Source organism: Terriglobus sp. ADX1 (genome assembly GCF_036877645.1).
Taxonomy (GTDB): Bacteria; Acidobacteriota; Terriglobia; order Terriglobales; family Acidobacteriaceae; genus Terriglobus.
Genome location: NZ_JAEDXV010000013.1, coordinates 33,632 through 56,598, shown reverse-complemented (window position 1 = coordinate 56,598; position 22,967 = coordinate 33,632). Strand labels below are relative to the sequence as shown.

The 22,967-nt window shown below is 56.6% G+C and carries 22 protein-coding genes; 11 read left to right on the top strand and 11 right to left on the bottom strand.

The window, feature by feature from the left end; all coding sequences use genetic code 11:
* Nucleotides 1-11: 11 nt before the first annotated feature.
* Together JAO32_RS10475 and JAO32_RS10470 are read left to right on the top strand one after the other, a co-directional pair.
* A complete protein-coding gene (locus JAO32_RS10475; protein WP_334240048.1) occupies nucleotides 12-377 on the top strand; it encodes a response regulator in 366 nt (121 codons plus the stop codon).
* Nucleotides 378-380: 3 nt separating this feature from the next.
* Complete coding sequence (locus JAO32_RS10470; protein WP_334240046.1) at nucleotides 381-851, top strand: hypothetical protein; 471 nt, start codon at nucleotides 381-383, stop codon at nucleotides 849-851.
* Between the two features lie 65 nt (nucleotides 852-916).
* On the opposite strand, the gene topA is transcribed toward JAO32_RS10470, so the two are convergent.
* Both topA and dprA read right to left on the bottom strand, forming a co-directional pair.
* The gene (topA, locus tag JAO32_RS10465) at nucleotides 917-3,754 is read right to left on the bottom strand and encodes a type I DNA topoisomerase (protein ID WP_334240044.1); all 2,838 of its coding nucleotides are present in this window, start codon (nucleotides 3,752-3,754) and stop codon (nucleotides 917-919) included.
* Nucleotides 3,755-3,975: 221 nt separating this feature from the next.
* A complete protein-coding gene (gene dprA / locus JAO32_RS10460; RefSeq protein ID WP_334240042.1) occupies nucleotides 3,976-5,178 on the bottom strand; it encodes a DNA-processing protein DprA in 1,203 nt (400 codons plus the stop codon).
* Nucleotides 5,179-5,307: 129 nt separating this feature from the next.
* On the opposite strand from dprA, the gene JAO32_RS10455 reads away from it, so the two are divergent.
* From JAO32_RS10455 to JAO32_RS10445, 3 genes are read left to right on the top strand one after another with little or no spacing between them, the layout of a single operon-like run.
* Entirely contained in the window at nucleotides 5,308-5,664 is a 357-nt protein-coding gene (locus JAO32_RS10455) for a PadR family transcriptional regulator (protein WP_334240039.1), read from the top strand.
* A gap of 1 nt (nucleotide 5,665) precedes the next feature.
* Nucleotides 5,666-8,281 carry an ABC transporter permease gene (locus JAO32_RS10450; protein WP_334240037.1) on the top strand — a complete coding sequence of 872 codons (2,616 nt, stop codon included), beginning with the start codon at nucleotides 5,666-5,668 and terminating at the stop codon, nucleotides 8,279-8,281.
* A gap of 42 nt (nucleotides 8,282-8,323) precedes the next feature.
* Nucleotides 8,324-8,704, top strand: a complete 381-nt coding sequence (locus JAO32_RS10445) for a carboxymuconolactone decarboxylase family protein (protein WP_334240035.1) — start codon at nucleotides 8,324-8,326, stop codon at nucleotides 8,702-8,704.
* A 1-nt stretch (nucleotide 8,705) separates the two neighbouring features.
* Here the strand turns inward: JAO32_RS10445 and JAO32_RS10440 are convergent, their stop codons facing one another.
* Both JAO32_RS10440 and exaC read right to left on the bottom strand, forming a co-directional pair.
* Nucleotides 8,706-9,089, bottom strand: coding sequence for a DUF779 domain-containing protein (locus JAO32_RS10440; protein ID WP_334240033.1), 384 nt, complete (start codon nucleotides 9,087-9,089; stop codon nucleotides 8,706-8,708).
* Complete coding sequence (exaC, locus tag JAO32_RS10435; RefSeq protein ID WP_334240030.1) at nucleotides 9,089-10,624, bottom strand: acetaldehyde dehydrogenase ExaC; 1,536 nt, start codon at nucleotides 10,622-10,624, stop codon at nucleotides 9,089-9,091. The genes JAO32_RS10440 and exaC overlap by 1 nt, the downstream gene beginning before the upstream one ends.
* A 133-nt stretch (nucleotides 10,625-10,757) precedes the next feature.
* Between exaC and JAO32_RS10430 the strand changes: the two genes are divergently transcribed.
* The 3 genes from JAO32_RS10430 to JAO32_RS10420 are packed head-to-tail and all read left to right on the top strand — an operon-like array spanning nucleotide 10,758 to nucleotide 12,436.
* The gene (locus JAO32_RS10430; RefSeq protein ID WP_334240027.1) at nucleotides 10,758-11,111 is read left to right on the top strand and encodes a PadR family transcriptional regulator; all 354 of its coding nucleotides are present in this window, start codon (nucleotides 10,758-10,760) and stop codon (nucleotides 11,109-11,111) included.
* The gene (locus JAO32_RS10425) at nucleotides 11,108-11,533 is read left to right on the top strand and encodes a hypothetical protein (RefSeq protein WP_334240025.1); all 426 of its coding nucleotides are present in this window, start codon (nucleotides 11,108-11,110) and stop codon (nucleotides 11,531-11,533) included. Before JAO32_RS10430 ends, JAO32_RS10425 begins: the two co-directional genes overlap by 4 nt.
* A 30-nt stretch (nucleotides 11,534-11,563) precedes the next feature.
* Nucleotides 11,564-12,436 (top strand): TIGR03435 family protein, encoded by an 873-nt coding sequence (locus JAO32_RS10420; protein ID WP_334240023.1) that lies wholly within the window; start codon nucleotides 11,564-11,566, stop codon nucleotides 12,434-12,436.
* A gap of 9 nt (nucleotides 12,437-12,445) precedes the next feature.
* On the opposite strand, the gene JAO32_RS10415 is transcribed toward JAO32_RS10420, so the two are convergent.
* A complete protein-coding gene (locus tag JAO32_RS10415) occupies nucleotides 12,446-13,231 on the bottom strand; it encodes an AraC family transcriptional regulator (RefSeq protein WP_334240021.1) in 786 nt (261 codons plus the stop codon).
* Nucleotides 13,232-13,316: 85 nt separating this feature from the next.
* On the opposite strand from JAO32_RS10415, the gene JAO32_RS10410 reads away from it, so the two are divergent.
* Nucleotides 13,317-14,555 (top strand): MFS transporter, encoded by a 1,239-nt coding sequence (locus tag JAO32_RS10410; protein ID WP_334240019.1) that lies wholly within the window; start codon nucleotides 13,317-13,319, stop codon nucleotides 14,553-14,555.
* Nucleotides 14,556-14,590: 35 nt separating this feature from the next.
* Here the strand turns inward: JAO32_RS10410 and JAO32_RS10405 are convergent, their stop codons facing one another.
* From JAO32_RS10405 to JAO32_RS10395, 3 genes are all read right to left on the bottom strand, one after another.
* Nucleotides 14,591-15,421 carry an alpha/beta hydrolase gene (locus JAO32_RS10405; protein WP_334240017.1) on the bottom strand — a complete coding sequence of 277 codons (831 nt, stop codon included), beginning with the start codon at nucleotides 15,419-15,421 and terminating at the stop codon, nucleotides 14,591-14,593.
* Nucleotides 15,422-15,521: 100 nt separating this feature from the next.
* A complete protein-coding gene (locus JAO32_RS10400) occupies nucleotides 15,522-16,412 on the bottom strand; it encodes a transglutaminase-like domain-containing protein (protein ID WP_334240015.1) in 891 nt (296 codons plus the stop codon).
* Between the two features lie 307 nt (nucleotides 16,413-16,719).
* Nucleotides 16,720-17,541 carry a 3-keto-disaccharide hydrolase gene (locus JAO32_RS10395; protein WP_334240013.1) on the bottom strand — a complete coding sequence of 274 codons (822 nt, stop codon included), beginning with the start codon at nucleotides 17,539-17,541 and terminating at the stop codon, nucleotides 16,720-16,722.
* A 286-nt stretch (nucleotides 17,542-17,827) separates the two neighbouring features.
* Between JAO32_RS10395 and JAO32_RS10390 the strand changes: the two genes are divergently transcribed.
* Nucleotides 17,828-20,176 carry a hypothetical protein gene (locus JAO32_RS10390; protein ID WP_334240011.1) on the top strand — a complete coding sequence of 783 codons (2,349 nt, stop codon included), beginning with the start codon at nucleotides 17,828-17,830 and terminating at the stop codon, nucleotides 20,174-20,176.
* 90 nt (nucleotides 20,177-20,266) lie between these two features.
* Here the strand turns inward: JAO32_RS10390 and nusB are convergent, their stop codons facing one another.
* Nucleotides 20,267-20,707 (bottom strand): transcription antitermination factor NusB, encoded by a 441-nt coding sequence (nusB, locus tag JAO32_RS10385; RefSeq protein ID WP_334240009.1) that lies wholly within the window; start codon nucleotides 20,705-20,707, stop codon nucleotides 20,267-20,269.
* Nucleotides 20,707-21,675 (bottom strand): 6,7-dimethyl-8-ribityllumazine synthase, encoded by a 969-nt coding sequence (gene ribH / locus JAO32_RS10380; RefSeq protein ID WP_334240006.1) that lies wholly within the window; start codon nucleotides 21,673-21,675, stop codon nucleotides 20,707-20,709. The genes nusB and ribH overlap by 1 nt, the downstream gene beginning before the upstream one ends.
* A gap of 33 nt (nucleotides 21,676-21,708) precedes the next feature.
* Between ribH and JAO32_RS10375 the strand changes: the two genes are divergently transcribed.
* Nucleotides 21,709-22,344 (top strand): thioredoxin family protein, encoded by a 636-nt coding sequence (locus JAO32_RS10375; protein ID WP_334240004.1) that lies wholly within the window; start codon nucleotides 21,709-21,711, stop codon nucleotides 22,342-22,344.
* 78 nt (nucleotides 22,345-22,422) lie between these two features.
* On the opposite strand, the gene JAO32_RS10370 is transcribed toward JAO32_RS10375, so the two are convergent.
* Nucleotides 22,423-22,920, bottom strand: a complete 498-nt coding sequence (locus tag JAO32_RS10370; protein ID WP_334240001.1) for an REP-associated tyrosine transposase — start codon at nucleotides 22,918-22,920, stop codon at nucleotides 22,423-22,425.
* Nucleotides 22,921-22,967 lie beyond the last annotated feature (47 nt).

Sequence of the window (22,967 nt, the reverse complement as noted above, 5' to 3'; positions counted from 1 at the left end):
GGAGCATCGCAATGGAAATTCTTCTCGTAGACGACAGCAAAACTATGCGCATGATTGTGCAGCGCACCATTCGACAAGCAGGCTTTGCGGGACTCAGCTTCATTGAAGCAGAGAACGGCGCACAGGCCTTGGAGAAGCTTCAAACGAACGCTCCCACCGTCATTCTCTCCGACTGGAACATGCCGGAGATGACAGGTATTGAGTTCCTGCAGAAAGCACGCAACGCAGGTGTCACTACCCCGTTTGGCTTCATTACATCAGAAGGTTCTGATGTGATTCGCGAGACTGCGCAGAAGGCCGGCGCACAATTTCTCATCACAAAGCCGTTCACACCAGAAGATGTCGAAGCCGCTCTACGACCTGTGATCGGAGCATAAACGATGGCCGATTCAACGCCGTACGCACTTTCGCAGCTCTTCTCAAACCTCATCGATCGACGAGTCTCTGTGGTCGAAGCTTCGAAGCAGGAAGCGACGACGTGCCGTAAGAGTTATGCCAGCTACGATGTCGTGGGACGGAACGAGAAAATCTTTCTTCAGATTGATTTCGATCTTCTTTGTTCACTGGGTGGCGCACTTGCCGGTATGCCCGATGCCGTCATCCGGCAAAATCTCAAAGCCATCCCCTTCGACGAAACGCTGCGCGATGCCATGCACGAAATTCTGAACATTGTCTCTGCCGTGATCACAACAGAAGGTCGCGCCATTCTGAAAATGATGGAGTTGGATGAAAACAAGGGCCGCGCGCTCGCGCAACATTTCGCACAAACGACGCCCCACTTCATCAGCCGCTTTCAAACCGCCATTCCGAACTACTCGGGCGGTCAGATCGAAGTCCTCTTCCCTATCTAGAGAAAAACCCCATCGCGGACAAACCGCGATGGGGCTCAGAAAACTGACTTCCTTCAAATTAAGAGTTAAGCAACACTCTCCACGATAGGCCGGGTGGCGTTCGGGTCTGGACGCTGGAGAGTTGGAATCTCTACCGGCGGCTTGGACTCGATCTTGCGATTGGTCTTGTGGTCGTAGTCGCAGGTGATGGGGTCTTCTACCGGCTCCTCTACCTTCGCGCCCTTCTTGGGGCGGCGCTTGGGCAGGGCGTCGTGGTTGTGCGGGCAGACCTCGTGGATGTAGCCGTCCTGTTTGTTCGGCACTTCGATGAGGTATGACGAATTGCCCTTGGGGCACGGCTTGGCGATCAGCTTCTGGTTGCTGCTGAAGTCGCACTTGGGATAGTTCGTGCAGCCGTAGAAGACGTTGCCCATTTTCGACTTGCGTTCAGCAATAGCGCCGCCGCACTTGGGGCATGGGACATCAAGTAGCACCTGCTTCACGTACTTGCACTTGGGGTAACCGGAACACGAGGTGAACTCGCCGTAGGCACCCTGGCGCTTGACCAGTTCCATGCCGCACTGCGGGCAGAGTTCGCCCGTGGGTTCTGGTGGTTTTTGCTGGACCTTCTGGTTCAGGCGGCGCACCGTCTTGCAGGGCGGATCGGCGCTGTAATCCGGGCACGACATGAACGGGCCCCACGGGCCGTTCTTCAGCACCATCTGCTTGCCGCAGTTTTCGCAGAACTCCTCCTCCTCGGTGTCGCCTGCTTCCATGGCGGCAAGGTCTGGCTTGTCTGCAAAGTTTTCCTTGGTGAAGTCGCAGCTTACGGGATCAATGAGGATGCTCTTGCCGCGGGTGGATGCCACCTTGAGGGCCGCCAGTAGTTCCTTGTCGTTGTGGACCTCCTCGCTGGAGGCCTCTGCGTCGTCCACCATGCCCTTGACGGTGATGGGATAAGTAAACGCATCGGTGACGCGCTTGGCGACAGCCTTGGCGTCTTTCTTGAAGGCAGAGACGGCAATCGTCTTCGGCTTGGTCTTCGTGAAATTGCTACACGAATAGAACGAACCGAATTTGCCCCACTTGAGGACGAGCGGAGAACCGCACTTCTCACAGACTTCGTCCGTGGGGTGCTCCATCCGCTTGATGTCTTCCATGGACTTTTCGGCGACTTTAATTTCATCGCTGAGATGGCCGTAGAAACCGCCGAGCAGGTCAGTCCACTTCTCGTTACCCGCTTCGATCTCGTCCAGCTCGTCTTCCAGCTTGCGGGTGTAGTCCATGTCGAAGATGTACGGGAAGTTCTTCACCAGCAACGTGGTGACCACCATACCGATCTCCGTGGGCACGAACTTGCGTGCGAGCTTTTTAACGTAGTCGCGATCCTGAATCGTGTTGATGATCGACGCATACGTGGACGGGCGGCCAATGCCGCGCTCTTCCAGTTCCTTGACCAGCGACGCTTCGTTGAAGCGCGGCGGCGGTTCTGTGAACTTCTGGTCAGTAACGACGCCGAGCAGGTCCAGCGCGTCTCCCTGCTTCATGCCGGGCAGGCTCACGCCTTCGTCAGAGTCATCCTGGGCAGTCTTGGCATCTGCAACGCTGCTCTGGTTGGGGTTGTTGATGCGCAGGAAGCCATCAAACTTCAACACCGAACCGGAGACGCGCACCTGGTACTTGCGGTCGCCCTTGCCTTCGATTTCAACCGTAGTCTGGTCGTAAACGGCAGGCGTCATCTGGCTGGCGACGAAGCGCGACCAGATGAGGTTATACAGACGGTACTGCTCATCGCTGAGGTACTTGCGGATGCTGTCCGGCGTGTACGCCACGTTCGTGGGGCGGATGGCTTCGTGGGCGTCCTGCGCGTCCTTCTTCCCCTTGAACTCATTGGGCTTTGCGGGCAGGTACTGCGGACCGAGCGTCTTGATATAGTCGCGGGCCATGTCGATGGCGACCGGAGCGACACGCGTGCTGTCAGTACGCATGTAGGTGATAAGGCCAACGGTGCCTTCGTTGCCGATCTCAATGCCTTCGTAGAGACGCTGGGCGACGCCCATGGTGCGCTTCACGTTGAAACCAAGGCGGTTGGAGGCCTGTTGCTGAAGCTGCGATGTGGAGAACGGCGCAGGGGCGTAGCGGCGGCGTTCCTTCGCCTCTACGGATGCGACAGACCATTTCGCCTTCTCCATCCCAGCCTTGACCGTGGCGGCAGTTGCGCCGTCAGGCAGAGCGGGCGGATTCACCGTGTCGACAGAGATCTTCTGGCCGTCGATGGCGTAGAGACGGGCGAGGAACTCCTGCTTTTTGCCGGCAGGGGTCAGCTTTGCGTCCACGGGCCAGTATTCGACCGGGTTGAAAGCCTTGATTTCGTTTTCGCGGTCAACGATGAGGCGGAGCGCCACCGTCTGCACACGACCAGCGGACAGGCCGCGGCGCACCTTATCCCACAGCAGCGGCGAGATTTCGTAGCCCACCAGGCGGTCCAGGACGCGGCGCGTCTGCTGCGCCAGCATCAGGTTCTGGTCAACGTCACGGGCACGCTTGAAGGCGTCAGTAACGGCCGCCTTGGTGATTTCATTGAACGTAACGCGCTGAATCTTGCCAGAGCTCTTGATGGCGGGCTTGAGCTGCCATTGGAGATGGGCGGCGATGGCCTCGCCTTCGCGGTCAGGATCGGGCGCAAGATAGACGGCGTCAGCCTTGGAGGCGAGCTTCTTCAGGCGATCGACGAGCTTTTCCTTGCCGGGCGAGATGATGAGCTTCGGCTCAAAGGTGCGCTTCTTTAATTCGACGCCAATGTCGTTCTTCGGCAGGTCCATGATGTGGCCCAGCGAGGCCTCCACCGTGAAATCGTTGCCGAGATATTTGTTGATCGTCTTCGCCTTTGCCGGCGACTCCACGATCACGAGATTCTTTGCCATAACACTTCCTGAACTTCCTGGAGCGTTCTTCGCGCTCCCTTGCAAGGCCGACACCGCCCGCCCGGCAGCCCTGCCCTTATTTCAACGTCACTACTCAGTGTGAGAACCTAACACGGTTTTGGACGAACGTCACGCACAGCCAACCTTCCCTTCGACTCTTACGAACGGAAAAAGTCGCATGTTCCGTTATTCGGGAGGGGTTTTCCACAGGGCGTCGACGGCTAGAACGTCCTCACATAATTCTTGCCGGGGAGCTGGCGGACTCGACCTGCGAGTTCGAGTTCGAAGAGCGCCGTAAAGATCTCCGGCGACTGCAGCTTCCCTTCCAGACGTTCGATCAGGTCGTCCAACTGTACACTCTCGTCGGCTCGAAGCTGCTCGAAAACAACGCGTTCGACCGGCGGCAGCTCTCGCTCGTCGAATAAAGATGCTGTGACCGCTGCGCCGGATTCAGGCTTGCCCTCGCGCTTCTCCAGCTTCTCTTCCAAATGCAGACGCACCTGCGTGGGCAGGTCTTCCCAGACATCTTCCCAGGTGGCGGTAAGGCGCGCACCCTGCTTGATGAGGGTGTTCGGTGTCCATGATCCTTTGTTTGTTACATTTCCGGGAACCGCATAGACGTCTCGGTTCTGCTCCATGGCGCAGCGGGCGGTGATGCGGGTGCCGCTGTGCTCCGCCGCTTCGATGACGAGGACGCCGACGCTCATGCCGGACAGGATGCGGTTGCGGACGGGGAAATTCTGCGGAGCTGGGAAGGTGCCCAGCGGGTACTCCGACAGGATGCAGCCGCCGTACATCAGAATCTGTTCGGCGAGGCGCTTGTTCTCTTTGGGATAGATGACGTCAATGCCAGTGCCCCAGACGGCGACGGTTTTGCCACGGGCGTCCAGCGCGCCTTTGTGCGCTTCCGTGTCCACACCGCGAGCCATGCCGCTCAGGATGACCATGCCGCGTGCGGCAAGCTCGCGAGAGAGCATCTGGGCCATGCCCGCTCCGTAAACCGAAGGATGACGTGTGCCGACGACGGCAATGCCGGGTTCCGCGAGGATGCTGGCGTCCCCGCGATACCAGAGGACAGCGGGCGGGTCGTAGATTTCTCGGAGGCGGTCCGGGTACTCCGGACTGTCGTAAGTAAAGTAGTTAGCGTTTTGCTCTTCCAGTCGCTGAACTTCGTCCAGAGCGGCGGCTTTGGCTTTGCCCTCGAAGATGAAGCGCGCAGACGCTGCAGGCATCTGGAGGGCTTCGAGCTCCGTGAGCGACATGGAAAAGATTGCCGCAGGCGACGAAGCCAGGGACATCGCGCGGATGGTGCGCGTGGCCCCCATACCGGGCGTGAGCACAAGCGCAAGCCACGCCAGTCGATTCAGATCTTGCCCTGCGCCTTCCAAACGAGGCGCAGCCTCTCCCACTACAGTTGTCGCCAAAACCCAATGTCTCCGGTGCGATGGTTATACAACAGAGCCCTGTGGAGTCGAAATCGGGTTAAAGAATCTGTTGACAGGCGATAGTCGACTGTCTACCCTCAGTACAAATCCGAGGGTAGACAGTCGACTATGGCGAAAGAGACCACGCAACGATCGAGCCTGTTGCAGGGCACGCTGGACATGCTGATTCTGCGCACGCTGCTATATGGCGCGGCGCATGGCCACCAGATTGGCAAACACATTCAAGCCACCACGAATGACTTTTTGCAGATGCAGCATGGGTCGCTGTATCCGGCGCTGCACCGCATGGAGAAGAAGGGCTGGATCACGGCGAAGTGGGAGACGGCCCCAGATCGCAATCGTGACTTCAAGTACTACCGGCTGACTCCTGAGGGTAAGAAGCAGCTTGTGGTGGAAGAGTCGCAATGGAAGCAGATGGCTGAGGCTGTGGCTCGTGTGATGTGGCCTGCGGCGGAGGAGAACTGACATGAAGTGGCCCACGAGCAAGCAGAATGCCGATTTGGAGCGCGAGCTTCGCGCCGATCTCGAACTGGAAGAGGAAGAGCAGCGCGAGAGTGGACTGGATGCAGAAGCCGCGAAACATGCGGCATTGCGCGCCTTTGGCAATCCCCTTCTGATTCGTGAGCAGACTCGTTCAACGTGGGGTTGGGATTGGCTGGATTCGTTGTGGCGCAATGTTCGCTACGGCGTGCGCACACTGATGCGCGCTCCAGCATTTGCGCTGGTTGCGATTGCCGTGATGACACTGGGCATCAGCACGAATGTGGCAATGTTTACTGTGGTTCGCAATGTCCTACTGAAGCCGCTTCCGTTTCAAGAACCTGAGAGACTCATCCAGTTGTATGAGCAGTTAGGTAACGGTGCGCGCCCGTTCAGCTATGTGGCAGGCGGTATGTATGCGGCGTGGAAGAGCGATATGCCCAGCGTGGAGCAGATGGGCGTTTATGGCACAGACAGCAACAACCTTTCCGATGGTGGCGGACAATTGCCAGAGCGCATCAGGTCTGCCTACGGATCGTGGGACCTGTTTACCACGCTTGGTGTGCAACCAGAGTTAGGACGCTCATTCACAAAGGACGAAGATAAACACGATGCGCCTGGAACGGTAATGCTGACGCATAGTTTGTGGATGCGACGGTATGCCGGAGACCGCAACATTGTTGGCAAGATCATTCAATTGAACTCGCAACCTTACACCGTGGTGGGCGTGCTGCCAGCGTGGTTCATGTATCCCGATACTGAGACGCAGTTGTGGACTCCGATCTATCACGAGCAGGATCCGAAGGCGATGGAGAGCCCTCAGATCCATAACTATTTCGTGATTGCGCGTCTGAAGCCCGGCGCAACGTTAGCGCAGGCGTTAAGCGAAGTGGATACGGTGACGAAGCGCGTTCATCAGAACAGTTCGTCGCGCTTTGTAAGCAACAACGCAAATGCACGAAGCATGTTGGAAGGCGTGGTGCATGATGCGCGAACGCAACTCTATGTGCTGTTTGGTGCGACGGGATGCGTGCTGCTCATCGCATGTTTGAATGTGGCCAACCTGCTGGTGGCGCGATCTGCAGCGCGACGTAAAGAGATTTCAATTCGCGCTTCGTTGGGTGGAAGCCGATGGACGTTGCTTGGAGAACAAGTGACGGAGAGCGTGTTGCTTGCGCTGGCGGCAGGTGCAATTGGTATTCCGCTGGCGTGGGCAGAGGTGCGATGGCTGATGGTGGCAAGACCGGACATGGCACGCATCGACTCTGTGCAGATGGATGGGACGGTGGCGCTGTTCGCCGTGGGGATTGTGGTGTTGTGCGCTGTGCTGGCGGGAATTATTCCCAGCCTGACGTTACTGCGCGGGCCGCTGCTGGAGAATCTGCAGGAAGCGTCCCGCGGCAGTAGCAAAGGATTATCCGCGGCTCGTTTGCGTAAAGCATTGCTCGTGACGGAAGTGGCCGTGACGATGGTGTTACTGGTAAGCGCGGGGTTGCTGCTGAAGAGCTATCGGCAGATGCGCTCCACCGATATCGGCTGCACAACGAAAAACGTATTAACTATGCGAGTGGGCTTACCGGATGCGATCTACAAAACGGATCAGCAGATCACTGCGTTTTATTCGCAGTTGATTGAGCGCATCCGCGTGTTGCCCGGTGTGACCGCGGCAGGACTATCCACGGCTTTGCCGGGACAGGGTTACGGTGGCGACACGCCTTTCAGCATTCCAGAAAATCCATCGCTGGGACAGATGCAACATGTGGCAATGCAGCGCGGCGTGGACCCGGGATATTTCAAGTCGGTACAAATTCCGTTGAAGCAGGGCCGCTTTTTTGAAGATCGCGAGCGTTTGAAGAATGCACGCAGTGTGATTGTGAGTGAGTCGTTCGCACGACAGTTCTTTCCCAATGGAGATGCGCTAGGCAAACACATTCAGGCCATCAATTTTGGCGATTTTCCCGAGGGTGGATTTGAAGTTGTGGGCGTGGTTGGGAACACGCTTTGGCATCTGGATGAGCAGGAAGGCCCTACGATGTACTTCCCTCTTTACTATGGCGGATGGAACAACGTGACCATTGCCGTAAGAGCAGATCACAATGTGGAAAGCCTTGCGCTGCCTGTGCAGAAATTGATTGCACAAATGGATCCAGGTTTGCCGGTAGCCAACGTACTGACGATGGAACAATCGCTGGGCAAAGCAACGATGGATGCGAATGTTACGTCGATGCTGGTGCTGGCGTTTGCAGTGATTTCGCTGATACTCGCAGCCGTGGGTTTGTATGGCGTGCTGTCGTATCTGGTGACACAACGCACGGGCGAGATTGGCATCCGCATGGCACTGGGCGCGCAGCGGCAAGACGTGTTGCGACAGATGCTGCTGGATGGAATTCGGCCTGCCCTGCTGGGCGTGATTGTGGGACTGGGTGCGAGCGCAGCGTGTGTGCAGTGGATTCGGTCCATGCTGTATGGCACAAAGCCGCTTGACCCTACCGTGTTTGCTTCCGTCACAGGATTGCTATTGGCTGTGGCTGCATTTGCATGTTTCCTGCCTGCATGGCACGCAGCGCGGTTGAATCCAATGGAGGCTTTGCGCAACGAATAAGGAATTTCCGATATGCTTCGCTGTGCTGGAGGAATGGACAACATGGCGGAGTATCAAAGCCCGGATGACATGCGTTATGCGAAGAAGCTGATTGCCGGAGCACCGGCAGAGGCTGATGCTTTCTTCAAACTGAAGGCAGTTACAGAACGCGGCGATGGAGTGATCCCGGCAAAGTATCGCGAATTGATCGCCCTCGCAGTGGCGCTCACAACGCAGTGTTCCTACTGCCTGGATTCACACACACGCAATGCCGCAAAGGCTGGCGCGACACGTGAAGAGATTGCAGAGACAGTCTTTATGGCGGCAGCGCTACGCGCAGGCGGAGCAGTGGGACACGGCCTGCTGACGATGAAGTTGTTCGAGGATGCAGTAGGAAAGCTGGAGCAGGATCCAGCAGCACTGGACCGTGCTCCGTGGGAATAGACTAGATTTTTCCTGCATCGCGCAACGCGTGAATCTCTTCATCCGTGAAGACGCGCGAGCGTGTGTGGAACTGAAGGCCACCGGGACCTTCAAGTGAGAACGCCGCGCCAAAGCCTGGCACCACGTCGATGATGATCTGCGTGTGTTTCCAGTATTCAAACTGCTGCGGCGAGATGAAGAACTCTGCGCCACCGATCTCGCCGACCTTCTTGTCGCGCGAGCCAATGCGGAACTCGCCGACAGGAAAGCACATGGGCGCGCTACCTTCACAGCAGCCGCCGGACTGATAAAACATGATGGGGCCATGCTGGCCCTGAAGCTCTTCGATGAGCTTCAGGGCTTCAGCCGTGGCCGTTACCTGTTCCGGCACCGTGGCAGTGGCCATTAGAACAATCCCAATGCCTTGGTGCTGTAGCTGATGAGTTGATTCTTCGTCTGCTGATAGTGGTTCAACATCATCAGATGGTTCTCGCGCCCGATGCCGCTTTGCTTGTAACCGCCGAAGGCTGCGTGCGCGGGATACATGTGATAGCAGTTGGTCCACACGCGACCTGCTTCAATGTTGCGACCGAAGCGATACGCACGATTGATGTCGCGCGTCCACACGCCTGCACCCAGGCCGTAGAGCGTGTCGTTCGCAATCTCAAGAGCTTCGTCGTCGTTCTTGAAGGTGGTCACCGAGAGCACCGGTCCGAAGATTTCTTCCTGGAAGATGCGCATCTTGTTGTTGCCTTTAAAGACCGTGGGCTGGATGTAATAACCACCCGCCAGGTCGCCTTCCAGCTTGGCTGCATTGCCACCGATGAGAAGCTCCGCACCTTCCTTGCGACCGAGATCGAGATAGGACAAGATCTTTTCAAACTGCTGCTTCGATGCCTGCGCACCCACCTGCGTGGAAGAATCAAACGGGTTGTCCTGCTTGATCGCCGCAATGCGCTTCAGCGCACGCTCCATGAACTTGTCATAGATCTTCTCGTGGATGAGTGCACGCGAGGGGCAGGTGCAAACTTCGCCCTGATTGAAGGCGAACAACACCATGCCTTCAATCGCCTTGTCGATGTAATCCTCATCGGCATCCATCACATCTTCAAAGAAGATGTTGGGCGATTTGCCGCCGAGTTCGAGCGTGAGCGGAATGATGTTTTCCGATGCGTACTGCATGATCATGCGGCCAGTAACCGTTGATCCGGTGAACGCAACTTTGTTGATGCGTGGGTTGGTGGCAAGTTCCTTGCCCACTTCGCGACCGAAGCCGTTCACCACGTTGAGCACGCCAGCGGGCAGGATGTCGCCAATGAGTTCCATCAAGATGAGGATGGAAACAGGCGTCTGTTCTGCGGGTTTCAGCACAACGCAGTTACCCGCAGCGAGCGCCGGAGCCAGCTTCCATGCGGCCATGAGCAGCGGGAAATTCCACGGGATGATCTGGCCAACGACACCGAGCGGTTCGTGGAAGTGGTACGCGACGGTATCGTGATCGATTTCAGAGATGCCGCCCTGCTGCGCGCGAATGGCTCCTGCGAAATAACGGAAGTGATCTGCGCTAAGCGGCACGTCCGCTGCAGTGGTTTCGCGGATGGGCTTACCGTTGTCCCACGTTTCTGCCGCGGCAAGAAGGTCAGCATTTTCTTCAATGACCTGCGCGATGCGGATGAGCAAATTCGAGCGTTCTGTTACAGATGTTCTGCCCCATGCAGCCTTCGCCTTGTGTGCAGCGTCGAGTGCCTTCTCTACGTCCTTCGCGCCGGAACGCGGCACTTCGCATAGAACTTTGCCGGTGACCGGCGTGATGTTTTCAAAGTATTGCCCCTCAACGGGTTCCACCCATGCGCCGCCGATGTAGTTGCCGTAGCGCTTGCGGAACGGGACGGGGGTTGCACCGGAATGCGTGGGGTCCAAGGTGACTTCTGCTGTTGCCATGTGCTGCTCCTTCAGAAGAGACGCTTCAGGCGTCTTTTTGATGGTCTACATCCTGCTCCTTTCTATCGACATTTGCCAAGCCCGATAGTGCTTGCGCTTAATAGTCGGATTCCGATATAGTCGGGAACCGATCATGGCACACGCTGAAAACGAAACCGTAACTCCTTTACCTGCCGCCACACTCTACGTGCTGCTTGCGCTGGCGTCTGAGGATCGGCACGGCTACGGAATCATCCAGGAGGTCAGCCGACTTTCCTCCGCCACCTATCGCGTGGGTTCCGGAACGCTTTATGACAATTTGAAAAAACTGCTGCACCTGGAGTGGGTGGAGGATTACGAAGAACAGGAATCCGGCAGCGGTGAAACGCGCCGGATGTATCGCATCACAGACGAAGGCCGTCGGATTCTGGCGGCAGATGTCAGCCGCATGAAGCGCATTGTGCGCGTAGCGAATCGCATGTTGGCTGACGAAGGCGGTAAGGCATGACATGGCTTCACTGCGCACGCCGGATATATCAGTTGCTGCTTGCACTGCATCCTGCCGCGTTTCGCGAACGTTTTGCGCAGGAGATGCTGTGGGTGTTTGACCAAACCGTTGCAGACACCGGAGTGTGCCGTGCACTGGCTGACGGCATACTGTCCGCGACGAAGCAGTGGGCTGCAAACGATATGACTCCGAGTGTGGCCGACGGTATGTTCGGAAGACTGCCCACGCAGTCTGTGAGTCCACAGTTTCTTGCGCAGGCCGTGGTGTTGGCTGCGCTCGTTGCGTTGGGGTTCTTTAAGTTACTGACGCAGTCTGTACCGTTGCCGCAGACGCCAAAACACTTTGAAGTACGACGCGCGTCATGGGGTTTGTGCGATGCGAGAAAGCGGCATCCACAGCGTGTTGCCATTCCCTGCGAATGATTTTAATAAGTGATTGAGACGAGGTATTGCATGATGCTTCCGAAACTGTTTCTGCTCAGCTTTGTCTTTATGGCGCAAGAAACACCTGTGCCACTGCTGCATCCTGTTTCGCCGATGCCAAGTTTTTCCGTGGTGAGTGTCCGCCCCAGTAAGCCAGACGATGAAAGCACGCACAGCGCCACAAACTCAGATAGCTATCATGCGGAACGCACCACGATGAAAGATGTGCTGGCATATGCGTTTGGCATGGGTTACGACCAGGAACTGGACGGTGGGCCTCCGTGGATGCGCAATGAACGATTCGACATTAACGGCAAGCTGGACGCAGAAGAAGCCGTCGCCATCAAGACGATGAGTCGCGATGACCGCGAAGAAAAGATGCGGCTGATGGTGCAGTCATTACTCAAGGATCGCTTTCACCTGACCTATCACTTTGAAGCACGGGAGATACCTGTCTATCGATTGCAGATTGCGAAGAGCGGATTTAAATGCCCACGCGATACGACTTCGCTACCAGCAATTCCTGATCCTTCAAAGCCACGTTTTCGCTGGTCTGCGGCGCCCGCTCCTCCACCGCCTCCGCCGGGATGGCATGAGCCTTCCCCCACTGAGCGCAAGAGGATGATGGCATCGCTGCACATGCATACGAAGGGCTGGCCATGGTGGTTGATTGCAACTTCGTTGAGTCATCAACCAGAGTTGTCAGGCAAGCCGGTCATCGACGATACCGGCCTGGAAGGGCCGTATGAGTGCGACCTGCAATGGTCACAGGAGGGTTCAGAAGGTACGAACCAATACTTCTTTCAAGCGATACAGGATCAGCTTGGGTTGAAGTTACAACCATCGCGCGGGTCGGTTGAAGTGCTGGTGGTGGATAGCATCGTTCATCCTTCGGAAAACTAAACGCATAACCTAATGCGCTGTGTATTCCTTCGGTGATGCGTTCAGAATTCGTTTGAACACAGTCGTAAAAGCAGCAGGATTTTCATAGCCCAAATCCAATGCGGTGTTGGTGACGGATGTGCCTGCAGTCAGCATTGGCAGTGATGCAAGGACGCATGCCTGCTGTCGCCACGCAACGAAGCTGAGGCCTGTTTCGCGCCGGAAAAGACGAGTAAAAGTACGACGACTCAGATGCAGCAACGCGGTCCAATCGTCGATGTTCTCTTTTGCTGTGGGATGTTGCAGAAATCGACGACATAACCGCGCAAGGTTCTTTTCCGTTGGCAACGGAAGAGAGAGCGGCAGTTCTGGTAGTGTTCCAATTTCGTATTGAATCAACTGCATCAATGCACCGGAACGGCCTTCGAGGTTGTAACGAACAGGGAGCGTTACAGCCTCGTCCATAAGACTGCGCATTAATGGTGAAACATCCACCACCTGGCAGTGGTTGGGCATGGGCATCAGCGTGTCCGGTTCAAAATAAAGACTCTGCATCTTCACCTCGCCTAAAGCGCGAAGTTCGTGGCGCACACCTGCGGGAATCCATAAGGCACGGCGTGCAGGAACAGCCCATGTCCCCTGCGATGTGGATGCAATCACCATGCCGGAGAGTGGACAGAACAACTGACTGCGGCGGTGACGATGTGGGCGAACACGATGCGATGCAGGATAAGTTCCGCCCAAAGCGAACACAGGCCGCGTGCGATCGGTGAAATATTTATCGATATCTGAGCTGAAACGGTGGCCCATTCGCATAGAAATTTGTCCCGGCTCTGGTGGTGGGCCGCTTAGTCAACATTGTATTGTCCAGACATAAGCTTCCGAGAAAGCAGGTGATGCTATGAGCCAAAACTCAGAGGAATCCACCACTGCGTATCGCGTGTTAGGCGCAGCAAGCCTGTGCCACATGCTGAACGACATGCTGCAATCGCTTTTTGTTGCGGCGTATCCGCTGTTCAAAGGAAATTTCAATCTTTCTTTCGGACAGATTGGCACGTTGACGCTGGTGTTTCAGATCACCGCTTCGCTATTGCAGCCTTTTGTCGGTTTCTACACGGACCGCAAGCCGAAGCCCTATTCCCTTCCCTTCGGCATGACCATCTCCATGAGTGGTCTTCTGGTACTGGCGTTTGCGCAGAACTATGCCATGTTGCTGGTGGGCGGTGCGCTGCTGGGTATTGGTTCTTCTATCTTTCATCCGGAATCGTCGCGATTGGCGCGCCTGGCATCCGGTGGTGCGCATGGCATGGCGCAATCAGTGTTTCAAGTGGGCGGTAACTTCGGATCGTCGCTTGGGCCGTTGCTGATTGCTTTCGTCGTGTTGCCGCGCGGACAGAAGAGCATGGCATGGTTCACGCTGGCGGCGCTGTTCGGCATCATTCTGCTCACAGGATTAGGGCACTGGTACAAGCTGCATGGACGTGCGATTCAGAAGAAGCACGCTGTGGCCACCACACTAACGCTGAGCCGCAAAAAAGTAGGCGGCGCGCTTGCCGTGCTTGTCGTGCTGACACTGTCGAAGTACTTCTATTTGGCCAGCATTACTAGCTACTACGTGTTCTACCTGATGCAGCATTTCCACCTTCCGCAGAAGGATGCACAGTTCTATCTGTTCTTATTCCTTGCTGCGGTTGCTGCAGGCACAGTGGTTGGTGGACCGGTGGGTGATCGCATTGGGCGCAAGAAGGTCATCTGGATTTCCATTCTGGGTGTACTGCCGATGACTCTGCTATTGCCCTACGTCACACTACCGGTCACCGTCGTTCTCAGTATTTTCATTGGATTGATCTTGGCTTCTGCGTTCTCCGCCATCCTGGTTTACGCGCAGGAGTTGATGCCTGGCCGTGTAGGCATGGTCTCAGGATTGTTCTTTGGTCTGGCGTTCGGATTGGGTGGATTGGGCGCAGCGCTATTGGGTAAGTTGGCCGATCACACGAGTATCGACTACGTATATAAAGTGTGTTCGTTCCTGCCAGCCCTTGGGTTGCTGACCACCTTCTTGCCGGATACCAGCAAGAAGCATGATGCAGGATCGGCAGAAGCAATTGCGCTGATGACCACCGAAGAACAGTCCGCATGAAGATTCGTTGCGTATCCTGGAACGCCCTTTTTATGTCAGGGAGTAACAAATCCCAACGAATGCAGGAACACTACGATCTGCGCATTGGTTTCAGAGAGATAAGGTTCCTTGCGGTAGAACGTGTGCACCTGACCGGGATAGATGTGCAACTCACAACGCGCACCTGCGGCGTTTAACTTCTGCGCGTACTCGCGCAATAGATCCGCATGAATGACTTCATCGTTGTTACCACTTAGGATCAGCGTTGGCGGAACATCCTTATTGATATAACTCATGGGCGAGAGCTTCTGATCGTTGTGAAACATGGCGTTGGAATAGTGAATATCCAGCGCGGGGTTTAGCAACACCAGTGCGTCCGGTCGTGCAGAGATGCGAAGGTCATCATGCGGGTCGTCCCAGCCCGGGCCAACTGCCGCGTAGGCTGCGTTGTATCCGCCTGCAGAGCTTCCACCTGCCGCGATCTTATGCGAATCAAGATGAAGCTCAGCAGCATGTGCACGAAGCCAACGCATCGCGCTCTTTGTATCTTCCACGCAGATGCGAGGCTCTTCATGCGGGTTCTGTGGCAGCAAACGGTATTGCAACAGAACGGCCACAGCACCGTGCTTCGCGATGACCTTTGCCTGTTCGTTATGCACACCGGCGGCACCGTTCACCCAGCCTCCGCCGTGCACCAGTAAAACAGCGGGACGCTTCGCAGCGTAGTCCTGCGCGCCCATATCCTTTGGCTCAACAATCCACATGCCAAGGTCACGACCATCGACAGTTTTATACGTAACGCGATGGCCAATGGGCGGATCCCATGTCTGCGCGGAGGCAAACGAAAATATCGCAGAAAATAAAACGAGAGTGCACCAGCGGATCAATGGTCTTCTCCAAACGAGCGTGAAACTCAACCTGTCGAAATCATTCGACTGACGTTTATGAAAATGCTCAGTCAAGTCACGCTATCGGTGTTTTACACGACTAATGGTCTGGAGTTGGAAACGCTCTCGTTGGCAGTGGCACAGGACGTCCATCAGAATCGACCTCGTTCGATTCGACATAGAAGTGCGTCAATTCAGCCGTTCCAAAGCTTGTGGTGATAGCTGCATCCACAGCGTCCTTGCCGAAAGCAATCGGGATGCGTCCCAGCCGAGGTGTGTGGTGCCGGGCATCCATGTCCCACCAACGGCCATTGAGCCAGACCTGATACCACGCCGAAAAATCTCCAGCTCCCGCGTACGGCACGCGAATGTCTCCCAGATAACCAGAAACATAGCGAGCCGGAATGTTTAGCGCGCGAGTAAGCGTGATCGCCAGATGTTGGAAATCGCGACAGACTCCAACGCGCTCCGTGAACACGTCCATCGCTGTTTTGGTCGATCGCGCGGCTTTGTAGTTGAAAGTGACTTTGTCATGTACCCAGTCGCGAATTGCGGCTGCACGCTCCCAACCGGGCGTGGTGCTACCAAAAAGTTCCGCGGCAATGGCGCCGAATTCGTCGACCTGACAATAGCGGCTTGCAAGGAGAAACTGTAGCGCTTCGTCTGGAAGGTCTTCGACGGGAGTCTGTACAAGTCCCTCACCCTGCGGATCAGGCGTGTCAGAGACTTCCATTACATTGGATCCAGAAAGACGGACCACTCCTGCTGGGGCCACAAAACGTGAACAGCGATTTCCGAAGCTGTCGATGTACTGCGATACATGCAATAGGGTTGGCTCTATCCGTTCATCCGCTGCGACAATATGTTCGATCTTTAGGGTGTCAGCAGAGAAAAGGTTGCTCTCCACGCAAGGGTGGACATGTAATACGGCAATAATTGGGGTTTGGTTCGGAATATGAAACTGAATCTCAAACTCGGACTTGATCTTCATGAATTTCCTGGGGAGAGGCCATCACCATCGACTCTCAAGAGATTTCAATCGCGCACCTGCCGCAGTGGTTTGATGCCAGGGGAAACGATCCCGGTTTCCCTTTGAGCAGGATCGCGCTCCGTGAGCGAAAAGACCACTAGCTCACTGCTATTCGTGAATGAGCGGGCACGCGCACTCGAAGAGCAGGAGGTGATTGAAGCAACTTCACTTCGTTTCGCTCAGGATGATGGGCTTGCTTGGGCGATCTCCGAGAAATACAAAAAGGGACGCTTGCGCGTCCCTTTTTCCTGTTTTGTGAGCGTAGAAATTACTTTGTCAGCGGTTCCGTCCAGGGTTTTACTTCGCGCGCCCAGATGTTGCGGAAGCTGATGGGTTCGCTCTTGTCGCCGTGCGCCTGCAGCTTGATGGGTGCCGTGTCGTACGCCTTGTAAACAGGCTGACCGACGTAGAAGGTTTCGCCCTTCAGTTCAAAATGGTTCTCCACCAGTACGCCATTCAGGAAGACCGTGACGTAGGCCGGAGTCTTCAGGCTCCCGTCGCTGTTGAAGCGCGGAGCAGTCCAGACAACGTCATAGCTGGACCATTCGCCGGGCTTGCGAGCGGCGTTAGCCAGCGGAACAGCCTGCTTGTACACGCTGCCGAGCATGCCGTTGGTGTAGGTGGGGTTGTTGTAGCTGTCCATGATCTGGACTTCGTAGCCGGAGTCGCCCTTGCCAGTGGAAGCCAGGAAGAGTCCGCTGTTGCCGCGGCCCTGGCCTTCGCCGGTAATGCTGGCCGGAATCTTCCATTCCAGGTGGAGCTGGTAGTCCTTGAACTTGTGCTTCGTTTCGATGTTGCCCACGCCGCCCTTCTTCACGGTCATGACGCCGTCATGTACTTCCCAGTCAGCGGGAGTGGTGCTGTCCTTGGCGGCAACCCACTGCGAGGTGTCCTTGCCGTCGAAAAGCACGATGGCGTCCGAAGGCGGCTGGCCAACGGTAGCTGCCGGGGTCACAACGGGCGGAACCGGGTGGTAAAACTCGGTATCTTCGTGGGACGGCTTGGGAGCAGCCGTCTGGGCCGTGGCGCTGACAGCCAGAAGAGACGAGGCAGCAAGGAGACTCAGAGCGAAAAAGCGTGCGGGCATCATGGTGCAGCGAAGAATACCGCATATCGAGGGCCAGAGACAGCCGCCCGGACAAAAATGGCGTCCTTACAGCTTTCCAAGGCTGTAACCATAAATATGTTGGCGGCAGTTCTGCTGCCAGGGCGGGAGATCGTTCGTCTTAATAGGAAGAAAATATTCGGATCGGCGGGTGCTTCCGAATGTTTCTCCGACTCTGATTTACACTGAACCGTAGACATTTCCGGGCCTTTTCCGTCCCAGGTACAGACCGCAGCGCCACTACGCATCAGGCACTGCGGGGAGGTTTTCTTTGCGTCGTCGTTTCCTCTCGTTGTTCATCCTGTTGTTCTTCGCTTTGCCCGTCGGTATTTCCCTGTCCGGCTGCGCCAAGGGAACCAGCTCCGCCTTTTGCAGCGGTACTATTGGACCTCGGGTGGGCGACCCGCAGACCATTACCCTGAATCCGACCGTCGGCGGCCTCAGCATGAGCTACGGTCAGACGCAGAACGTGACCACGCCCACCGCCGTGGACTGCAAGAACAATACGGTGACGGTTTCGAAGTACACCTACTCCACGGTGGACCCGAACAACGCCTCCAACGTCCCGGTGGCGGACGTAAACCCAACCACTGGCCAGCTTTGCGCTGGAACGTGGAACCGCAATAACCCCGGTGGTGTGGCGGACTATACCTACTGCACCTCCAGCGGCAAGTCCGGCGTGGCGGAACTGACCGCGGCCGGCGGCGGCGCCAACAGCAATAAGGTGCTGGTCTATGTTCATCCACTGATCACGGCCATTACGTTGGGTACGGCGTCGACCGACTGCGTAAACGATCCAGCGACGAACTGCCCCCAATACACAGCTTCTTCTGTGACGACGGCTGCCCCGTACGTGCCGAACACCTGCATCTCCTTCGGCCAGAGCGCTCAGTTGGTTACCCGCTTTTATGCGGGATCGCAGAACATCACCTACACCGCAGGCCACGCAACGTTCACCGCGCAGACCAGCGGCCTGCTGACGTTTGAAGACACCAGCGGTGTGGCAACGGCGATCGCCCCCGGAACGACGATTGTGACCGCGAACATCGCGCAATCCACGTCGACTGCCGGTCTGATGTCTGTCTGCCCGCCCAAGACCATCACCATCAGCACAGCGAATGCCACCAACGGCAACGTCGTCATCAACCCGAACACCACGGAGCCCCTGACGGCCGTTGTGAAGGACGTAAACGGCGTTACGCTGACGGGCCTGACTTTGACCGTCACTTCGACCAACCCCGTTGCTGTTCCAGCATCGTCTTCGTCGATTGCACCGGTCTTCCCGGGCGTTGCGGCTGTTAACGCATTCTGCCTGCCGCCAAGCTGCAACCCTGCTCCCTATGGCAACGTAGGCCTGCTGGGAACCGGCAAGCCTGTGGCCTCCAACACCATCACGTCCACCACGCCGGGCAGCAACAGCACTCGCCTGTGGGTGGGCAGCACTGACTCGCAGTACCTGGTGCCGATCGATCTGACCACCAGCGTCATTCCCTCGCCCATCAAGCTGCCGTACACGCCGACCTCAATGATCATGGCCCAGAACGGCCAAACGATCTTCATGGGATCGAGCGAAGCGCTAATGACATTCGGAACTTCGAACAACACGCTCCTGGCATCCTACCCTTCCATTCAGGGTTCGCTGTTGACGGTTTCGCCTGACAGCGCGACCGCCGTGATCTCCGATAGCAGCCGCAAGGTGATCACCGTATTCAACACGACAACGCCTGCGATTGTTACCACGTACAACGGTGTGGCAACACGTGCGGCTTACACACCCGATGGCTCCACGCTGTACGTGCTGACCACGGACAACCACCTGCTGGTGTACTCCACGTTCACCAGCTGGCAGGACTATGATCTGTCCGCAAGCGGTGCTACGGATGTGGCAGTTGCCATCCCCTCCGTGGGTGCGTTCGTCACTGGCAATACGGCAGTCAATGCGCGCTCGTACTGCGCCAACAGCACCGGAACCTCAACCATCTTCTATCCGCAGGCAGGAAACCTGACCCTGTCCGCGGCAGTGAATGATCGCGCGGTGACCACCAATGATGGCAAGCACCTGCTGGATGTTCGTCTAGCCACCTCTGGCGGCACGCCTGTCGTAAACGACATCACCTTCCCGACTTCTACGGCGAATGATGGTGCCAATGGAACGCGTACCTTCACCGGTGTGCTTCCCACGGGCGACTGCCCCGAAGCCGGAGTTCCGCCAGTCTTTGGCCTGGCCGCGAACACCTCGGCATCGACCAATGTGAATACAACATCTGTCACTGGAATCTATCCCACGACAGATTCGACGCAGGCATTCGCCACCTACCTTCCGGTAAGCGGAGCTGCCTCCACCGGCACCACACTGCCGGTGTACACCCCCGGCACAGGCGCCGTTACCTCCGTCACGCTGGCGAGCGGAGCGACTGCACCGGTAACGGGCGTGTTCTCCTCTGACAACAAGTACTTCTTCGCAGGCACGTCCGGCGACAACCAGGTGCATCAGATCACGCGTTCCACGCTGACCGATACCACCCAGTTGAATCCGAAGCTGCCCAGCCTGACGACGACCGGTGGTACGGCGGTTCCGAACCTGCTGGTACAGTACCCGCGTTCGGTGACCAACAACTAACCGGAACGATAGACAAATAGAAAGGCCGCCATCGCTGGCGGCCTTTCTATTTATGTTTGCATCAGGAGCGCTTGCCCCGAGTTCGGTACGTTAGGAGTAGCGCTTCTCCATCACCGAACGAGAGACCGCATCCAGCACACCATTCAGGAACGTGATGCTCTCCGGAGCAGCGTATTTGCGGCCAATTTCCAACGCTTCGTTGATGATGATGGGGTGCGGCGTTCCGTTAAACGCGATCATCTCCGCGATTGCCGTCCGCAACAGGTTACGATCCACAACGGCCATGCGATGCACGCGCCAGTTCTGCGAATGTTTATCAATCAGGTCGTCGATCTCATCGCTGCGTTCCATCGCGACGCGAAACAAATCTTCTGCAAAGCTCTGCGTCTCCAGATCGACGGTAGGGTTCCCTTCGTCGTCCTGACGGCTCTTCCAGAACACGCGACGCACTTCCGCAGCGGTCTGCTTGCCCAGGTCCGATTGATACAGCATCTGCATGGCAAGTTCGCGAGCTTTTCTACGTTGTCCCATTACTTTTGAAATCCTTCCGAGGCATGGTCAACGTCGACCTGTGCCAGCTTTCCAGCGGTGACGCCGCTGCCTTCGTGTTCTCCGGCAGCCGCATGACCAATCTTGCGAGCGATGCTGATCATCTCGATGGCCGCGACCGCCGCTTCAAATCCCTTGTTGCCTGCTTTAATGCCAGCGCGGTTCAGCGCCTGTTCCAACGTCTCGCAGGTGAGCACGCCAAACGCATGCGGCACTCCAGTGTCCTGTTGCGATTGGCCAATGCCACGCGCGGCTTCGTTGTAAATCGCTTCGTAGTGCGCCGTTTCCCCACGCAGCAGGCAGCCAAGCGTGATGATGGCGTCGAACTTGCGCTTGCCGCTATCGTCACGAAGATCCGCCAACATGCGTGCGGCAGAGGGAATCTCCCATGCGCCGGGAACGCGGACAATCTGCACATCCTCAAGCTTGCCACCGCTGCGTGTAATCGCATCCAGCGAGCCTTGCAAAAGACGGTCGGTGATGACGGCATTCCAACGCGCAACGACGATGCCAAACTTCATGCCTGCGGCGGACAAATCGCCTTCGATGGCAATGGGACGTCCGGCGAGAACGTCTTCGCGCTCCCAGAAACCAAAGACCAGGTCATCGCCAAGATGAACCGTGAACAGGCGCGATTTCCAATGTGTTTCTGAAATGCCGGAGAGACGTCCGCTGATTTCTTCTGTGCGCAACTCCGCGCTGAGCCAGCGCTTTACGATGCCGTGCACAATGTCCAGCTGCGTGCACTCAATCAGCAGCTCTGGCACTGCGGGCAGGCGGCCAGTGACGAATTCCGCATTGCCGAGAGGCGCAAGGAAGCTGACGCCGCGGCCTGTGCCGTCGTCCCACCCCTTGCCCGGTTCGAAGCCAAGCTCCGAAAACAGCGCGCTCAGCCGTTCCCACGCCGCCGGTGACCCCACCGGCTTCACTACGGTCAAACCCTTGATCATTCTTTGATTGTAGAAGAGCGGTAGCATCTATTCATGGCACGTACGGAATCGAATAGCGAACTTCCCCTCGGCGCGGCTTGTCCGGCGTTTGAACTGGAATGCGTTCTCTGCAACAAAGCGCTGGGACGCGACGACATCTACGCCGGACCGGACGATCCGTACGGTCGAAAAGGCCTTCTGGTGGCGTTTATTTCGGTCCATTGCCCGTTCGTAAAGCACATGGAAGAGGCCTTCACCGCCCTGGCAAAGAAATACGCCGGCGAGATTGCCACAGTCTGCATCTGCTCAAACGACGAGATTGCCTTCCCTGAGGACGGCCCTACAGGCATGCGCGAACAAGGAAAGCGGCTGGGTTGGGACAAGGGCGAAGGCTGCACCATCCCCTACCTGCACGACGGCTCACAGGAAACAGCCCGAGAATTCCACGCGGCCTGCACGCCGGACCTCTATCTCTTCGATCAGGATCGGAAACTGGTTTACCACGCACAGTTTGACCGCACACGACCCTACCGCGAGAGCGATGCAAAGGCCGGTGTGGAGCGGCATCCACAGATTCATCAGCCAGCTCACGGGTCGGATCTGGAACTAGCGATCAAAAATCTGATCTCTGGAAACCCTCCGCTGGAACACCAGGTGCCGAGCCTGGGTTGCAACATTAAGTGGAAGTAGGATCGTCAGCCGAAATCAAGAACGCTGGGTGCCCCACGTCTCGATTCTGAGACGTGGGATTCACTCGCCGCATAACGTTTAAGAGAGAAGGCCACCGCGCTTACGTGCCGTCCAGGGAGATTCAATCTGAACAGGTCCCTCCTCTCCGGTCTGCCAATGACGATAACTGGACCACTTCCAATCCTGCGGTTCCAACACAAGACCTCTTGCTATCGGATTGCGGTGGAGATAATCAATTTTCTCCAGTAGCTTGTTTTCCTGGAAGATATTGAAGTCGTAATAACGGCTTAGCCAGAACGGCTTTTCCGATCGACGCCGAACTACCGAAAGCTTCAATGCCTGAATTGCAGTGGAAAGCTTCTTATGGTCTGTCTCACTGATGACCAGATGAACATGTTCCGGCATCACCACATAAGCCTTCACGAAAAATCCATAGCGAAGACGCATCCGCTCCAACGCATCTTCAAATAAGTCTTTCGCTGCCGGAGTTCCAAGGTACGGGCGACGCTGGTCACATGAAAAGTTGACTGCATGAAGATGACCGGACTGCTGATAGCGCACCAGGCCTGTGGGCATAGTCGCGATTCTACAAGGAATCCCACGTCTCAAAAGCGAGACGTGGG

Excerpts from the sequence above, each read along its gene's own strand:
- JAO32_RS10475 (WP_334240048.1), top strand. The coding sequence starts at position 12 with ATGGAAATTCTTCTCGTAGACGACAGCAAAACTATGCGCATGATTGTG.
- JAO32_RS10470 (WP_334240046.1), top strand. The coding sequence starts at position 381 with ATGGCCGATTCAACGCCGTACGCACTTTCGCAGCTCTTCTCAAACCTC.
- topA (WP_334240044.1), bottom strand. The coding sequence starts at position 3,754 with ATGGCAAAGAATCTCGTGATCGTGGAGTCGCCGGCAAAGGCGAAGACG.
- JAO32_RS10455 (WP_334240039.1), top strand. The coding sequence starts at position 5,308 with ATGGCGAAAGAGACCACGCAACGATCGAGCCTGTTGCAGGGCACGCTG.
- JAO32_RS10450 (WP_334240037.1), top strand. The coding sequence starts at position 5,666 with ATGAAGTGGCCCACGAGCAAGCAGAATGCCGATTTGGAGCGCGAGCTT.
- JAO32_RS10445 (WP_334240035.1), top strand. The coding sequence starts at position 8,324 with ATGGCGGAGTATCAAAGCCCGGATGACATGCGTTATGCGAAGAAGCTG.
- JAO32_RS10440 (WP_334240033.1), bottom strand. The coding sequence starts at position 9,089 with ATGGCCACTGCCACGGTGCCGGAACAGGTAACGGCCACGGCTGAAGCC.
- exaC (WP_334240030.1), bottom strand. The coding sequence starts at position 10,624 with ATGGCAACAGCAGAAGTCACCTTGGACCCCACGCATTCCGGTGCAACC.
- JAO32_RS10430 (WP_334240027.1), top strand. The coding sequence starts at position 10,758 with ATGGCACACGCTGAAAACGAAACCGTAACTCCTTTACCTGCCGCCACA.
- JAO32_RS10425 (WP_334240025.1), top strand. The coding sequence starts at position 11,108 with ATGACATGGCTTCACTGCGCACGCCGGATATATCAGTTGCTGCTTGCA.
- JAO32_RS10420 (WP_334240023.1), top strand. The coding sequence starts at position 11,564 with ATGATGCTTCCGAAACTGTTTCTGCTCAGCTTTGTCTTTATGGCGCAA.
- JAO32_RS10415 (WP_334240021.1), bottom strand. The coding sequence starts at position 13,231 with ATGCGAATGGGCCACCGTTTCAGCTCAGATATCGATAAATATTTCACC.
- JAO32_RS10410 (WP_334240019.1), top strand. The coding sequence starts at position 13,317 with ATGAGCCAAAACTCAGAGGAATCCACCACTGCGTATCGCGTGTTAGGC.
- JAO32_RS10400 (WP_334240015.1), bottom strand. The coding sequence starts at position 16,412 with ATGAAGATCAAGTCCGAGTTTGAGATTCAGTTTCATATTCCGAACCAA.
- JAO32_RS10395 (WP_334240013.1), bottom strand. The coding sequence starts at position 17,541 with ATGATGCCCGCACGCTTTTTCGCTCTGAGTCTCCTTGCTGCCTCGTCT.
- nusB (WP_334240009.1), bottom strand. The coding sequence starts at position 20,707 with ATGGGACAACGTAGAAAAGCTCGCGAACTTGCCATGCAGATGCTGTAT.
- ribH (WP_334240006.1), bottom strand. The coding sequence starts at position 21,675 with ATGATCAAGGGTTTGACCGTAGTGAAGCCGGTGGGGTCACCGGCGGCG.
- JAO32_RS10375 (WP_334240004.1), top strand. The coding sequence starts at position 21,709 with ATGGCACGTACGGAATCGAATAGCGAACTTCCCCTCGGCGCGGCTTGT.
- JAO32_RS10370 (WP_334240001.1), bottom strand. The coding sequence starts at position 22,920 with ATGCCCACAGGCCTGGTGCGCTATCAGCAGTCCGGTCATCTTCATGCA.